This is a genomic window from Amycolatopsis sp. PSD-21 (assembly GCF_055561455.1).
On record NZ_CM145712.1, the window covers coordinates 985,555 to 1,000,388 of the forward strand.

Annotated in this window: 13 protein-coding genes; 8 read left to right on the forward strand and 5 right to left on the reverse strand. The window is 69.8% G+C overall.

The genetic code is table 11. The features are described from left to right. Positions 1-26 precede the first annotated feature (26 nt). A complete protein-coding gene (locus tag ACZ1DY_RS05095) occupies positions 27-1,181 on the forward strand; it encodes a glycosyltransferase (protein ID WP_465483731.1) in 1,155 nt (384 codons plus the stop codon). Between the two features lie 68 nt (positions 1,182-1,249). Here the strand turns inward: ACZ1DY_RS05095 and ACZ1DY_RS05100 are convergent, their stop codons facing one another. Genes ACZ1DY_RS05100 through ACZ1DY_RS05110 form a run of 3 tightly spaced genes read right to left on the reverse strand, consistent with a single transcriptional unit; the run spans position 1,250 to position 3,424 of the window. Then, positions 1,250-2,035 (reverse strand): purine-nucleoside phosphorylase, encoded by a 786-nt coding sequence (locus tag ACZ1DY_RS05100; protein ID WP_126735229.1) that lies wholly within the window; start codon positions 2,033-2,035, stop codon positions 1,250-1,252. Continuing rightward, the gene (locus ACZ1DY_RS05105; protein WP_126735228.1) at positions 2,028-2,459 is read right to left on the reverse strand and encodes an ABA4-like family protein; all 432 of its coding nucleotides are present in this window, start codon (positions 2,457-2,459) and stop codon (positions 2,028-2,030) included. The genes ACZ1DY_RS05100 and ACZ1DY_RS05105 overlap by 8 nt, the downstream gene beginning before the upstream one ends. Continuing rightward, the gene (locus ACZ1DY_RS05110; RefSeq protein ID WP_465483732.1) at positions 2,456-3,424 is read right to left on the reverse strand and encodes a hypothetical protein; all 969 of its coding nucleotides are present in this window, start codon (positions 3,422-3,424) and stop codon (positions 2,456-2,458) included. The genes ACZ1DY_RS05105 and ACZ1DY_RS05110 overlap by 4 nt, the downstream gene beginning before the upstream one ends. Positions 3,425-3,499: 75 nt before the next feature. Here ACZ1DY_RS05110 and ACZ1DY_RS05115 point away from each other — a divergent pair, with 75 nt between their 5' ends. Next, entirely contained in the window at positions 3,500-4,192 is a 693-nt protein-coding gene (locus tag ACZ1DY_RS05115) for a MerR family transcriptional regulator (RefSeq protein ID WP_257489138.1), read from the forward strand. Between the two features lie 88 nt (positions 4,193-4,280). Here ACZ1DY_RS05115 and ACZ1DY_RS05120 read toward each other — a convergent pair whose 3' ends face one another. Further along, on the reverse strand, positions 4,281-6,047 hold the full coding sequence (locus tag ACZ1DY_RS05120) for a serine/threonine-protein kinase (RefSeq protein WP_465483733.1): 1,767 nt from the start codon (positions 6,045-6,047) through the stop codon (positions 4,281-4,283). A 230-nt stretch (positions 6,048-6,277) separates the two neighbouring features. Between ACZ1DY_RS05120 and ACZ1DY_RS05125 the strand changes: the two genes are divergently transcribed. The 6 genes from ACZ1DY_RS05125 (at position 6,278) to ACZ1DY_RS05150 (ending at position 14,313) form a co-directional block, all read left to right on the forward strand. Next, a complete protein-coding gene (locus ACZ1DY_RS05125) occupies positions 6,278-8,158 on the forward strand; it encodes a methylmalonyl-CoA mutase family protein (protein ID WP_465483734.1) in 1,881 nt (626 codons plus the stop codon). Then, positions 8,158-10,326: a methylmalonyl-CoA mutase gene (scpA, locus tag ACZ1DY_RS05130; protein ID WP_465483735.1), complete on the forward strand. Its 2,169-nt coding sequence runs from the start codon at positions 8,158-8,160 to the stop codon at positions 10,324-10,326. The genes ACZ1DY_RS05125 and scpA overlap by 1 nt, the downstream gene beginning before the upstream one ends. A gap of 3 nt (positions 10,327-10,329) precedes the next feature. Then, entirely contained in the window at positions 10,330-11,328 is a 999-nt protein-coding gene (gene meaB, locus ACZ1DY_RS05135) for a methylmalonyl Co-A mutase-associated GTPase MeaB (RefSeq protein ID WP_465483736.1), read from the forward strand. A gap of 57 nt (positions 11,329-11,385) precedes the next feature. Further along, a complete protein-coding gene (locus tag ACZ1DY_RS05140) occupies positions 11,386-11,694 on the forward strand; it encodes a hypothetical protein (RefSeq protein WP_126735222.1) in 309 nt (102 codons plus the stop codon). 238 nt (positions 11,695-11,932) lie between these two features. Beyond that, positions 11,933-13,231: an amidohydrolase gene (locus tag ACZ1DY_RS05145; protein WP_257489134.1), complete on the forward strand. Its 1,299-nt coding sequence runs from the start codon at positions 11,933-11,935 to the stop codon at positions 13,229-13,231. A 239-nt stretch (positions 13,232-13,470) separates the two neighbouring features. Then, positions 13,471-14,313: a DUF559 domain-containing protein gene (locus ACZ1DY_RS05150; RefSeq protein WP_465485825.1), complete on the forward strand. Its 843-nt coding sequence runs from the start codon at positions 13,471-13,473 to the stop codon at positions 14,311-14,313. A 42-nt stretch (positions 14,314-14,355) separates the two neighbouring features. On the opposite strand, the gene ACZ1DY_RS05155 is transcribed toward ACZ1DY_RS05150, so the two are convergent. Continuing rightward, a complete protein-coding gene (locus ACZ1DY_RS05155; protein WP_185927259.1) occupies positions 14,356-14,808 on the reverse strand; it encodes a gamma-glutamylcyclotransferase family protein in 453 nt (150 codons plus the stop codon). Positions 14,809-14,834 lie beyond the last annotated feature (26 nt).

A 14,834-nucleotide genomic window follows, 5' to 3' on the forward strand; every position in this document is an offset into this window, starting at 1 on the left:
GTCAGCCTACGGGTACGTTGGGGAGGGTGCGATTGATCTTCACTTCTCTGGTGAGTCATGGTCATCTCTATCCCCTACTACCGCTCGCCGTCGCCGCTCGCGACGCCGGGCACGAAGTCCTGTTCGCCACGGGTGACGACATGCTCCCGGTGGTCGAAAAGGCCGGGCTGGCCGCGGAAAGCGCCGGATTCGGCATGCACGAGGCGTTCGCCTCGTTCTTCGGCCCCGACGCCCAGCCCCGTGCCAAGGACGCCCCGCCCGAGTCCTTCTATCCGGTCATCGGGCAGGTTTTCGGGAACGTGCTGCCGCGGCGGTTCGTCGCCGATCTCACGCCGGTGCTGGAACGGCACCGCCCCGATCTCGTCGTCTACGAAAGCGGCAACGCCGGGGGCGCCATCGCCGCCCGGCTCGCCGGGATCCCCGCGATCGGGCACGGTTTCGGCCGGTTCTCGCCGGGCGAGGTCATGGACATCATCCACGGCCGTCTCGCGGAATTCGCGGCGGAAGTCGGTTTCGAGGGCGTGACGCTGCCGTCCTTCGGCGACCCGGTCGTCGACATCTGTCCGGAATCGGTGCAGGCGCCCGATTTCCTGGCGAAAGCGAACAGGATCCCGTTGCGTCCCGTCGGCTGGGCGGAGCCGGGAGATCTCCCGGCGGGAGTGGCGGGGCGGGACACGAGCCGTCCGCTGATCTATCTCACCCTCGGCACCGCTTTCGGTGACGAGGACGTGTTGAAGCGGGCTATCGGCGGGCTGGCGCGGATCGACGCGGACGTCATCGTCGCGGCGGGGCCCACGGTGCAGCCGGAGCAGCTGGGTGAAGTCCCCGGCAACGTCCGCGTCGAGGTGTGGGTGCCGCAGGTCGACCTCCTGCCGCACGTCGATCTCGTGGTCCACCACGGCGGCAGCGGGACGACGCTGGGGGCCTTCGGCGCCGGGCTGCCGCAGCTGGTGCTGCCGCAGGGGGCGGACCAGTTCACGAACGCCGAAGCCGTGGTCGCGGCCGGTGTGGGCGCGCGGCTGCTCGGTGGCGACGCCGTCGAGGACGTCATCTTCGAGCAGGCGCGAAAGCTGCTCACCGACGAAACGGTCCTCGGCGCGGCGCGGAAACTCGCCGACGAGGTCGCCGCGATGCCGTCACCCGCGGAGGTCGCTCAGCGGCTTCCCGAGTTCGCCGGCTGAGAAGCGCGTGAAGGCCCCCTTCCCTCGGCTCAGCCGAGGGAAGGGGGCCTTCACGCGCAAAGGGGTTGTCAGGCGCGGGCGACGAGTTCCTTGAGCAGGGTGCCCATGCGGGTGGCGGACTGGCGTCCCGCCTCCAGGACCTCTTCGTGGTTCAGGGGTTCCCCGGTCATCCCGGCCGCCAGGTTGGTCACCAGCGAAAGCCCGAACACCTCGACCCCGGCGGCTCGGGCGGCGATGGCCTCCAGCACCGTCGACATGCCGACGAGGTCGGCGCCGAGCGTCCGCAGCATGTGGATCTCCGCCGGCGTCTCGAAATGCGGCCCGGTCAGCCCCGCGTAGACCCCTTCTTCCAGCGAAGGGTCGATCTCGCGGGCGAGGTCGCGCAGCCGCTTCGCGTACAGATCAGTCAGGTCGACGAAGTTCGCGCCGACGATCGGCGAGCGCGCGGTCAGGTTCAGGTGGTCGGAGATCAGCACCGGCTGCCCGACCCGGAAGCCCTCGCGCAGGCCGCCCGCGGCGTTGGTCAGCAGCACCGTCCTGGCGCCCGCCGCCGCGGCGGTGCGCACGTTGTGCACGACCGGGTCGATCCCCTTGCCCTCGTAGAAATGCGTGCGGCCCAGCAGGATCAGCGCGCGCTTCTCGCCGACGCGGACCGACCGGACGGTGCCCCCGTGCCCGACCGCGCCAGGCGCGACGAATCCGGGCAGTTCGCCCAGCGGGATCTCCGCCTCGGGCTCCCCGATGACGTCCGCCGCCGGGCGCCAGCCCGAACCCAGCACGACGGCGATGTCGTGCTTCTCGACGCCGGTGCGTTCGGCGATGGCGGCGGCCGCCGCGACCTCGTTCTCACTCATGCGACGAGCGTATCCGGACGGTTCTCACGAGCAGGAACGCCACCAGCCCGAACGGGGACAGGAAGATCGTGAGCGCCAGGATCGGGCCGGTCACCAGCGGGTGGATCCGGTGCTCGCGGGATTCGAGGTACATCCAGCGGGCGATGAACAGGTCGAAGGCGATCAGATGGGCCCAGATCGTGGCCGCCCCGTACGGCGTGCCGGTGAACGCGCTCAGCACGTCGAGGTCGGGCCTGCTCACCGCGGTCCAGAGTTCGCCGAGATGCGCGATGGCAAGCACGAAGTACGGGATCAGCGGCAGCAGCGGCGTCCACGGCGAGGACATGATCCGGCGGGTCCACGACCAGCCCGGCAGGAAGATCATCAGCAGCCAGAACGGCGTCGCCAGCGGGAAGGTCCAGGTGAACAGCGTCTCGACGCTCATCGCGACGATGCCTCCAGCTCCCGCGCCGGCCGCCCGATCGCGATTAGCCCGCTAAAGGCGACGCCCGCCACGAGCAGGGCGAAGGCGGTCAGGGTCTGGGAGTCGGGGGCGACGATCGACTGGCCGCGCAGCGCCTGCCAGGTGAGCAGGGCGAGAAGGCCCGCGTAACCGACGCCGGCGATCACCACGAGCCGCAGCCTGAGGACGTCGTCGCGAAGCCGCGGGTAGCGCGCCGCCAGGACGCCGAGGGCGAACGCGAGCAAGGGGAGGACCTGAAGCCCGTGCAGGCCGAGGAAATGCGGGATCCGCAGGTCGCCGCCGACCGTGCTCCAGCCGAGGATCGGCAGGCCGGGGCCACCGTCGGGGAGCCCGACGGTATGCGCGCCGACCATCGCGGACTGGCCGGTCGCGTCGAGCATGGCCTGCTGGTCCGGGGTCGGGCTGGTCATCAGCGTCGCCAGCGAGAGCCCGAGCACGCCGAGGATCGCGCCGAGCTTGGCCGCCCACGCCGTCGCCCGATCGGGGAGCCGGAGGAACAGGACGGCGATCGTCAGCACGAGATTGACCACCCACAGCACGGCGATCGTCCCGGCCATGACGGCGAAGATCATGGCGTCCAGCGGGGTCTCGTTGTTGAAGTGACTCGCGCGGACGCGGACGGTCTGGACCACCATCAGCGCGTACTCGATGGTGAAGCACACGACGAGGATGTTCGTCAGCCAGTACGCGGTCCGCCGGAACTTCGGCAGGAGCGAGACGAGCCAGCTCCAGGTGAAGAAGTACAGCGCCGCGGAGACGGCGAATTTGAACAGTTTCGCCCAGAGCGGCGCGCCGTTCAGCGTCCGCTGGTCGATCAGCATGGCCAGCACGCACAGCACGGTGATCACGGCGAAGGCCTGGGCCAGGCGATACGAACCGCGGTGCCAGGTGCGGGTTCTCTCGCGGAGATCGGTCAAGATGGTCATGGGTCCCTCCCAGAATGGATAGTCAAGCTCTCCGTTATGGGAACCTAAGCTATCCATCCTGAGAAATCTTCAGGGATGACCCTGGAACCGTCCCCGAGATCGGAGAACGCACGCGTGCGGATGGCCGAACTGAGCGAGAAAGCCGGGCTCCCGGTCGCCACGATCAAGTACTACCTGCGGGAAGGGCTGCTCCCGCCGGGGGAGCGGACCAGCCCCAACCAGGCGAAGTACGGCGAGGGGCACGTCCAGCGGATCAAGCTGATCAGGGCGCTGATGGAGGTCGGCGGCCTGTCGCTCGCGACGGTCGGCGAGGTGCTCGCCGCGGTCGACGCCGGGGAGGCCAGCCCCCACCACATCCTCGGCATCGCCCAGCAGAGCATCACGCCCCCGCGGCAGGTCGCCGACGACGAAGCCCGCGAATGGGCGCTCGCGACGGTCCGTGACCTCACCGAGCGCCGCGGCTGGCCCTGCAAGGAGGACGACCTGGTCATCCAGGCGCTGGTCGGCGTCCTGTGCACGATCCGCGAGGTCGGGCACGGCTGGTACCTCGACCACCTTGACGACTACGCCGAGATCGCCGACCGGACCGCCGACCTGGACTTCGAAGCGATCGCCGGGCTCGAGTCGCTGGAACAGATCATCGAGATCGCCGTCGTGGAGACGCTTCTCGGCGACAGGCTGCTCTCGGTGTTGCGGAGGCTGGCGCAGCAGCGTGCCTCGAAGGCCTACTTCGCCCAGCACGCCGACGGCGAAGCCGATCAAGCGTGATTGGGGACGTAACTCGCGTGATTGGAGACCGAACTCCGAGTTACGGCTTCAGACACGCGAGTTCCGTGTTCGATCACGCGAGATCGGGCTAGCCGTCGACGATGAACGACAGCGCCACCGGCTCGAAGATCCCCGTTTTCGCCGAGTTCTCCTGCTCGATCGGCGACGTCACCGAGAGGATCCACAGATCCGTGCCGCCGGCGAACAGGTCCATGTACGTCGTGCGCGTGATGCTCTCGTTCACGGCGTCGCGGCCCCCGGCGGCGCGCTCGGTCGTCCGGTAGGTGTACCGCTGGCTGCCCTCGCCCCGGCCGGGCACGGTGGCGGGGTCGCCGATCGGGGCAATCTCCGGATGCTGGCTCTTCAGCCAGCCGAAGTAGGCGGGCGGCGGGCTGTCGGCCAGGAAACCGGTCAGCCGCTCGACCCGGATGACCTGGCGGCCGTCCGGCGAGACGTACTGGACCACGGTGCTCGGCACCCCCCGGGTGACGTGCGGCGCGACGAACTTCAGCCAGCCTTCCGGGACACCGATGCTGAACCGGCCGCCCTTGAGGCCGTTCACCGTGCTGGCGTCACCCTGCTGTGTGATCAGTTTCGGCGGTGGCTGAGTGACGATCGTGTCGCCCTGCTGCACCTTCTCCGGTGGCCGCAGGTCCTGTCCGCCGACGGCCCTGGCCAGCACGAACCCGCCGCCCGCGGCCAGCAGGAAGAGCACGATCGACGCGAGCGCCAGCACCACCGTGGCCACGGTGGACCGGCCAGGCGGGCGAGGCGGGGCCGGCGTGACGGTCGGCATCGGCGCGAGTTCGACGGGAGGCGCCGGCGCGGGCTGGTTCAGGAACGGCAGCGGGCCGGGGTCGGCGGCGAGTTCGGAACTCGTGCCCTCGCCCGGCTTCTCCGGCGCGACCGGCTTGATCACCTGGGTGTCGGTCGCGTCGAGATGCGCGGTGGTCTTCTTGCCGTCGGGCGTGTGGAACAGCTCGGCGGGGAAGAGGTCGATGAGCGTCTTGGCCTGCAACGGATACAGCCGTCGCCGCACCTCGCGCAGGGTAATGCGCTTCGACGGCTCCTTCTTCATGAGCGCGCCGATCACGTCGGCCAGCGGACCGGGGGCGGGCTTCGGCACCTTCCCGTTGACGACCTTGCCGACCGTTTCGAGCGGGTCGCCGTCGGCGTCGTAGGGTGGCGAGCCCTCGATGGCGGCGAACAGCGTCGCGCCGAGACCCCACAGGTCGGCGGCGGGGACGACGGCGCCGCCGGACGCGACCTCGGGCGCGATGTAGGCGGGCGAGCCCAGCATCATCCCGGTCCTGGTCATGGTGGCTTCGGAGACGTTGCGCGCGATGCCGAAGTCGGTGAGCTTGATGCGGCCGTCACCCGCGACGAGGACGTTGCCCGGTTTGACGTCACGGTGGGTGATGCCGGCGGCGTGCGCGGCTTCGAGCGCGGACGCCACCGCGATACCGACCGCCGCCGCCTGCTCCACCGTCAGCGGCCCGTGGTCGCGCAGGATGTGCGCGAGGCTGCGTGACGGCAGCAGCTCCATGACCACGAACGGCTCGTCGTTCTCGCGCGCGACGTCGTGCAGGATGATCACGTTCGGGTGACTCAGGACGGCGATCGCACGGGCTTCGCGCAGGGTCCGTTCGCGCAGCTCGTCGGCCTGCGAGGCCGGGACGCCGGGCGGGAGGCGGACCTCCTTGACCGCGACGGGACGGTGCAGGAACTCGTCGTAGGCCGACCAGACCGTGCCCATCGACCCTGATCCGATGACCGAGCGCAACCGGTATCGGCCGGCGACCACTCGCTTCTCGTCGCCGGGACTCTCGCTGGGCTCGGGGGTGTCGGACGGCACGGCCCAATTGTGTCGTATGCCCGTGTGAGGGACCCATGCGCCGTGCCCTGTCGGAGTGAACGAAGCCACTGGAACACCGGTACGGAGCCGGTCCAGGTGGTCGTGAGTGGCGATTCGGGTTAGAACCCGAATCGCCACTCACGACCCACCACGCCGCCGCCCGGGCCGGCCCCTCAGGCGCGACTAGCGTCACAGGTGACGCCACTTGTGGGCCGTTAGCATCGGTGGCTATGACGGAAGTGGCCGAGACGGAGTCAGTGCCGACCCGCGGCGAGCCCGACGCGCCCGAGGAGCTGGAGCTCGCGGCGGAGTTCCCGGAAGCGAGCCGGGACCAGTGGCGGGAACTCGTGGCCGGAGTGCTGCGCAAGAGCGGCGCCATCGACGAGTCGTTCGACGGCCTGCCCGAAAGCAAGCTCGTCACCCGGACGTACGACGGCCTGGAGATCCAGCCGCTCTACACCGCCGAAGACGCCGTCGAGGGGACGGGTTTCCCCGGTCTTCCGCCGTTCGTGAGAAGCGCCCGGCCCGAGGGCGCGGTGACGACCGGCTGGGACGTCCGCGCCCGGTACGCGCGCCGTGACGCCAAGGCCACGAACGCCGCGATCCTCGCCGACCTCGAAGGCGGCGTCAGCTCCATCTGGCTGCGCGCCGGTGCGCATGGCGTACCCGTCGCCGATCTGGGTGACGCGCTGAACGAGGTCTACATCGACCTCGCACCCGTCGTCCTCGACGCGGGTGACGAGTACGAAGCCGCCGCGAATGAGTTGTTCGCCCTTTTCGTCGAACGCGAGATCCCGGCGAGCGCGGTCACCGCGACGCTCGGCGCCGACCCGATCGGGTCGGCCGCGCGCACCGGTTCGGCGCATCCGCTCGCCCCCGCCGCGGAACTGGCGGCGCGGGTCGCCGTCAGTCACCCGAAGGTGCGGACGATCGTCGCCGACGGTCTCCCGTTCCACGAGGCGGGCGGTTCGGACGCGCAGGAACTCGGCGCGACCATCGCCGCGGGTGTCGCGTACCTGCGGGCGATCACCGAAGCGGGGCTGGACGTCGACACCGCGGCCGCGCAGATCGAATTCCGGCTCGCTGCAACGGCCGACCAGTTCCTCACGATCGCGAAGTTCCGTGCCGCGCGGCGGCTGTGGGCGCGCGTCACCGAGGTCTCCGGTGGCAAGTCGTCCGGCATGCGGCAGCACGCGGTCACCTCGCCCGCGATGCTGACCCAGCGCGACCCGTGGGTGAACATGCTGCGGACCACGCTGGCCTGTTTCGGTGCCGGGGTCGGTGGCGCGGACGCGATCACCGTGCTCCCGTTCGACGCCGCGATCGGCCAGCCGGACGCGTTCTCCGCGCGGATCGCGCGCAACACGCACGCCGTGCTGCTGGAGGAGTCCAAACTGGCCGGTGTCATCGACCCGGCCGGCGGCTCCTGGTACGTCGAGAACCTCACCGAAGACCTGGCCAAGGCCGCGTGGCGCGAGTTCACCGCCATCGAGGCGGCGGGCGGGATCGAGGCCGAACTGGCCTCCGGCGCGCTCGCCGCACGGCTCGCCGAGACCTGGGAGAAGCGGTCGAAGCGCCTCGCGACCCGGCGTGATCCGATCACCGGCGTCAGCGAATTCCCCAACCTGACGGAGAAAACCGTCGTCCGCGACGCCATCGAAGACCTGCCGGGCGGCGGCCTGCCCCGGCATCGGTACGCCGAAGCGTTCGAGGCCCTGCGGGACCGGGCGGACGCGCAGCCGAGCCGTCCTCGCGTCTTCCTCGCCACGCTCGGCCCGGTCGCGGCGCACACCGCGCGGGCGAGTTTCGCGGCGAACCTGTTCCAGGCGGGCGGGATCGAGGCCGTGAACCCCGGCGCGCCCAAGGACATCCCAACCGTCGTAGCGGAATTCCAGGCCAGCGGAACGAAGATCGCCTGCCTCTGCGGAAGCAACACCTCCTACGCGGAGGAAGCCGACAGCGTCGCGAAGGCACTGAAGGAAGCCGGTGCCACGTCGGTGCTGCTCGCCGGGAAACCCGGTGACCACCCGGACGTCACGGGCTACCTGTACACGGGCTGCGACGCCCTGGAAATCCTGACCGGCACGTTGACCGAGCTCGGAGTGCAGTGATGACCATCCCGAACTTCGCCGGAATCGAGCTGGGCGGCCCCGACCCCGCCGACCGTCCTCAGTGGACCGAAGCACTGCACGCCGCCACCGGCAAGGGCCCGGACGCGCTCGCCTGGGAGACGCCGGAAGGCATCGGCGTCAAGCCGGTCTACACCGCCGACGACCTGTCCGGAGTGGACTTCCTCGGCACGTATCCGGGTATCGCGCCGTACCTGCGCGGCCCGTACCCGACGATGTACGTCAACCAGCCGTGGACCATCCGCCAGTACGCGGGTTTCTCCACCGCCGAGGAATCGAACGCCTTCTACCGCCGGAACCTCGCAGCCGGGCAGAAGGGCCTTTCGGTCGCCTTCGACCTCGCGACGCACCGCGGCTACGACTCCGACCACCCGCGCGTCGCCGGTGACGTCGGCATGGCGGGCGTCGCGATCGACTCGATCTACGACATGCGTCAGCTGTTCGACGGCATCCCGCTCGACAAGATGAGCGTTTCGATGACCATGAACGGCGCCGTCCTGCCGGTGCTCGCGCTGTACGTCGTCGCGGCCGAGGAACAGGGTGTCACGCCGGACAAACTGGCCGGGACCATCCAGAACGACATCCTCAAGGAGTTCATGGTCCGCAACACCTACATCTACCCGCCGCAGCCGTCGATGCGGATCATCTCGGACATCTTCTCGTTCACCTCGCGGAACATGCCGAAGTACAACTCGATCTCCATCTCCGGCTACCACATGCAGGAGGCCGGGGCGACCGCCGACCTGGAGCTGGCGTACACCCTCGCGGACGGCGTCGAGTACATCCGGGCCGGGGTCGAAGCCGGGCTGGACGTCGACAAGTTCGCGCCCCGGCTGTCCTTCTTCTGGGCGATCGGGATGAACTTCTTCATGGAGGTCGCGAAACTCCGGGCGGCGCGGCTCCTGTGGGCGAAGCTGGTGAAGGGCTTCGAGCCCAAGAGCTCCAAGTCTTTGAGCCTGCGGACCCACTCGCAGACGTCCGGCTGGTCGCTGACCGCGCAGGACGTCTACAACAACGTCGTCCGCACCTGTGTCGAGGCGATGGCGGCGACCCAGGGACACACGCAGTCCTTGCACACCAACGCCCTCGACGAGGCGCTGGCACTGCCGACCGACTTCTCCGCGCGCATCGCGCGGAACACGCAGCTGCTGCTGCAGCAGGAATCCGGCACCACGCGCGTGATCGACCCGTGGGGCGGCAGCGCGTTCGTCGAGAAGCTGACCTACGACCTCGCGCGCAAGGCATGGGGCCACATCACCGAGGTCGAGCAGGCCGGCGGGATGGCGAAGGCGATCGGCGCCGGAATCCCGAAGCTGCGCATCGAAGAGGCGGCGGCGCGGACGCAGGCGCGGATCGACTCCGGCCGCCAGCCGGTGATCGGCGTCAACAAGTACCAGGTCACCGACGACGAGCAGATCGACGTGCTCAAAGTGGACAACGCGGGTGTGCGCGCGCAGCAGCTGGAGAAGCTGCGGCGGCTGCGCGAAGAGCGCGACGAGGACGCCACGCAGGACGCGTTGCGGCGGCTCACGGCGGGCGCCGAATCCGACGGGAACCTGCTCGCGCTGGCCATCGACGCGGCGCGGGCGAAGGCCACCGTCGGCGAGATCTCCGACTCGCTGGAGAAGATCTGGGGGCGCCACTCCGGCCAGATTCGTACCATCTCCGGTGTGTACCGCGAGGAGGTCGGCAAGGCCGAGAACGTCGAGCAGGCGCGCGCACTGGTCGAGAAGTTCGCCGAGGAAGAGGGCCGCCGTCCCCGGATCCTGGTCGCGAAGATGGGCCAGGACGGCCACGACCGCGGCCAGAAGGTGATCGCGACCGGCTTCGCCGACATCGGCTTCGACGTCGACGTCGGCCCGCTGTTCTCCACGCCCGGCGAGGTCGCGCGGCAGGCGATCGAGGCCGACGTGCACGTCATCGGCGTCTCGTCGCTGGCGGCCGGGCACCTTTCGCTGGTCCCCGCGCTGCGCGCCGAGCTCGCCGAGCAGGGCCGCGAGGACATCATCGTCGTGGTCGGCGGTGTCATCCCGCCGCAGGACTACGAAGAGCTGCGCGCGGCGGGCGCGGCGGCGATCTTCGGCCCCGGCACGGTGATCGCCGAAGCGGCGATCGACCTCATCGGACAGCTGACCGCCCAGGAGTCCTGAACCTTGCCGCGCAAGATCGACGTCGGGGCGCTCGCCAAAGGCGTCCTCGCGGGTGACCGCGGCCTGTTGTCCCGGGCGATCACGCTCGTCGAGTCCAACCGGGAGGACCACCGGGCGCAGGCGCAGGAGCTGCTGGTCGAGCTGCTCCCGCACGCGGGCGGTGCGCGGCGCGTCGGCATCACCGGCGTCCCCGGTGTCGGCAAGTCGACCTTCATCGACCAGCTCGGCACGGATCTGACCGGGGCCGGGCACAAGGTCGCCGTGCTGGCCGTCGACCCTTCGTCGACGCGGACCGGCGGCTCGATCCTGGGCGACAAGACCCGGATGGCGCGCCTCGCGGTGGACCCGAAGGCGTTCATCCGCCCTTCGCCGACTTCGGGCACGCTCGGCGGCGTCGCGCGGGCGACCCGCGAGACGATCGTGCTGATGGAAGCGGCCGGATACGACATCGTGCTGGTCGAGACCGTCGGGGTCGGGCAGTCCGAGGTGACCGTGGCGAACATGGTCGACCACTTCCTGTTCCTGACCCTGGCCCGCACCGGCGACCAGCTGCAGGGCATCAAGAAGGGTGTCCTCGAACTGGCGGACGTCATCGCGGTCAACAAGGCCGACGGCGACCACGAACGCGACGCGAAACGCGCGGCCCGCGAGCTCGCCGGCGCGCTGCGGATGATCTACGGGCGCGACGCCGAGTGGACGCCCCCGGTGCTGACCTGCAGCGCGCTCACCGACATCGGACTCGACGACGTCTGGGCCGAAATCGGCCGCCACCGCGACGTCTTGACCGCTTCGGGTGAACTGGACGAACGGCGACGGCGGCAGCAGGTGGAGTGGACCTGGTCGATGGTCCGCGAGCAGCTACTCGGACGGCTCGCTTCGCATCCGGACGTGCGAGCGGTCGTTCCGGACGTCGAACGGGCGGTCCGGGACGGTGAACTGACGCCGACGCTGGCCGCGCAACGGATTCTGGAGGCGTTCTCCGGTCCTCCGCGTGGCGGCTGACGCCGGAACCCGGCAGAGTGCAGAATCGGGTTCGCGCCACGCCGTCGAAAGGGAGTCATGCCGAAAAGGTCTCGTCTCGGGCAGCTTGCCGGGCTCGTCGCCGCCGGGCTGGTCGTCTGCGCGCCTGTCGCGCAGGCTGCGCCGTTCTCGGAGATCCAGGCATCCGCGCCGGTGATCGCGCAGGCCGCGGGCGTGCACGAGGTGCCGTCTCAGGCGCCTCCGGGGCCGGTGCTCGACCCCGCCGAGACCGACAAGGCCAACAGCCAGGAGACCAAGCGGAAGATCATCGCGGGCGTCGCCGCGGCCATCCTGCTCGGTCTGGTGATCCTCGGCAGGCGCGCGCGTTCCAAGAAGAAGAAGTCCTGAACCGCTACCGGTAAGTAGAAGGACTCTCCGCTTAGCCCGGGCCGAACTCTCGCAGCCGTTCATCGCAGATCCACTACCGGCCGTCTCCGCCTCGATCACTCGACGAGCGGCTTGTCATCTGCATGGTGCACGATCTACCGCAAATGCGTATCACAGATCGAACGGCACCCAGCGTGCCTTCAGCGACCACTCGTACGGTGGTAGACGAAGGTGACAGTGTCGCGGGAGGAGGTGCGGCGTGACGGTGCTCGATTCACGTCCGGACATTCCAGGCGACCCCGAGGGTCGCGTCGTTGCCCCTATAGAGGCGCCCACCGCGCTGATTTCCGAGGCCGGCGTCAGCATGGCACCTGTGCATGACCTTGGTGCCGGACGCGGCCCCTTCTGGCTCGACGACTGGCTCCGCGCGAACGCCACCGACGTCGTCGCGTGGCGCCGTCACATCCACGCGCACCCGGAGCTCTCCCGCCACGAGTTCGCCACGACCGAATTGGTCATGTCCCTGCTCCGCTCGGTCGGGCTCAAGCCATGGGTGCTCCCCACGGGCACCGGCGTGGTCTGCGACATCGGCAGCGGCGACCGCTGCGTCGCGCTGCGCGCCGACATGGACGCCCTGCCGCTGACCGAGGCCACCGGGCTCCCGTACGCCTCCAAGACCGACGGCGCCGCGCATATGTGCGGGCACGACGCGCACACCGCGATCCTGCTGGGCGCGGCGCGGGCGCTGGCCGGCGCGCCGGAGCTGCCCGGCCGCGTGCGGCTGATCTTCCAGCCCGCCGAGGAGGTCATGCCCGGCGGCGCGCTGGACATGATCGCCGCGGGCGCGATGGAAGGCGTCGAGCGGATCTACGGGCTGCACTGCGACCCGCGGCTCGAGGTCGGCAAGGTCGGCCTGCGCGAAGGCGCGCTGACCTCGGCCGCCGACCTCATCGAGCTGCGGCTCACCTCGCCGGGCGGGCACACCTCGCGGCCGCACCTGACCGCGGACCTGGTGCACGCGCTGGGCACCGTGATCACGTCGCTGCCCGCGGTGCTCTCGCGCCGCGTCGACCCCCGATCCGGGACCGTGCTGGTCTGGGGCGCGGTGCACGCCGGGCAGGCCGCCAACGCCGTCCCGCAGGACGGGGTGCTGCGCGGCACGCTCCGCACCGCGGACCACGAGGTCTGGACGATGCTGGAGCCGCTCGTCGCGGCTTCGGTGGAGTCGCTGCTCGCGCCGACCGGGGTCGGGTTCTCGCTCGACTACCGCCGCGGCGTGCCGCCGGTCGTCTCCGATCCGGAGTCGCACGCGCTGATGCGGGCCGGCGTCGAGGCCGCGCTGGGCGAAACCGCCGTGGCCGGGACCGAGCAGTCGTCCGGCGGCGAGGACTTCGGGTGGTACCTGGAGCACGTCCAGGGCGCCTTCGCTCGCCTCGGTGTCTGGTCCGGTGAAGGCCCGATGGCCGACATCCACCGCCCGACCTTCACCCTCGACGAGCGTTCGCTGCTGTGCGGTGTCCGCACGCTGGTCCACACCGCCCTGGCCACCCTGGCCTGAGTTACGCCTTCAATCACGCGAGTTACGGCCCCAATCACGCGAGTTACGTCCCTGTGCACGGGTGTTCGGTCCTGTCGGACCCGAACACCCGTGCACAGAGTTGTCCACAGGCTGACCGAGTTATCCACAGCTCGGGAAACGTGCCCTTCCCAAGACTGATCCCGTCGCCGATTCTCGAAGATGTGATCAACTGGGGAGGACTACATGGGGCGGTCTTGCGTAGCGAGGCCGACAAGATCTTGGGGCGACGTGCCGTCGTCGAAGGGCTGGAGCGTGGTGTGCTGGCTCAGCCTTGGCGAGGCGTGATAGTCCACGCGGCAGATCTGCTCAAGTTGCCGACTCTGGCGCAGGCGGCACTGCTCGCGGTCGGGCCACCAGCGGTGCTTTCCGGCGCCACTTCTCTTGCCCTGCATGGGATTTCGGCTGCCGACAGCACGGTCGTCCACCTGACCGTGCCCTACTCGAGACGAGTCCAATCGAGGTCTGGGCTGATGGTGCACAGGGCGGAATTCCACCCGGCCGACGTGCTCGAACTGGACGGGCTTCCCGTGTTCCCGTTGGACCGCGCGCTGGCCGACCACCTCTGCGACGGCGACAAGCGAACAGCGTTCGCCGCGCTCGAAGAGGCGCTGCACAACCTCGCGCCGGACCACCGGGGAGTCCTACGCGCCAACGTCCGGGATCGCATCCTCGACCGCCGGGACCGGCGAGGTATCCACAGGGCACAGATGCTGCTCGCGCACGCGACGGGCGAGGCCGAATCACCGTCGGAGAGCATTCTTCGCTTGATCGTCGTGGAGGCCGGACTGCCGGTTCCGGTCGCCCAGTACGAGGTGGCCACCATCGATGGGCGAAAGCTGTACGTGCTCGACCTGGCGTGGCCTGAGCTGCGTATCGCCCTGGAGTACGACGGCTACGCAGCACATGAGGGCAGGAAGGACTACGACGCGGAGCGGGACGCCCGGATGGCGGCGCGCGGGTGGATCACGATCCGCGCGACAGCGGCTGATCTGCGGGATCCAGGGCGGTTGCTGGCGGAGTTACGCGGAGCGTTCGAGCGTCGTACGGCGCGACTCGCGTGATTGGGGGCGTAACTCACGTGATTGAAGGCGTAACTCGGCGGGTCAGCCGGAGATGCCTTGGCAGGGGCGGGTGCGGAGGGCGTCGACGTAGTCGGCGGGGGCGCCCGCCGCCTCGGCCGCGTCGGCCAGCACGCCAAGGTACCGCGCGGACGGGAGGCCGCCCTCGTAGGCGTCCAGGACGTACAGCCACGCCAGCACGGAGCCGTCCATGGTCTGCACGCGGAGCCGGATCTTGGAGTGGATGCCCAGCTCGCCGCCTTCCCAGCGGTCGAGGTTGGGTTCGTCCAGGGAGGTGACGTCGTACAGCACCACGAAGACCCGGGAGCCCGGGTCTTCGACGATGGTCGCCAGCGCGCCTTCCCAGCCGAGGTCTTCGCCCCCGAAGGTCAGCCTCCAGCCCTCCAGCCAGCCGGTGCCGGCCATGGGCGAGTGGGGAGCGCGCTCCAACATCTGGGAGGGCTCCATATTGGATCCATACGCGGCATACAACGGCACGGCCACAGCCTAGCGACCCGGCGGTC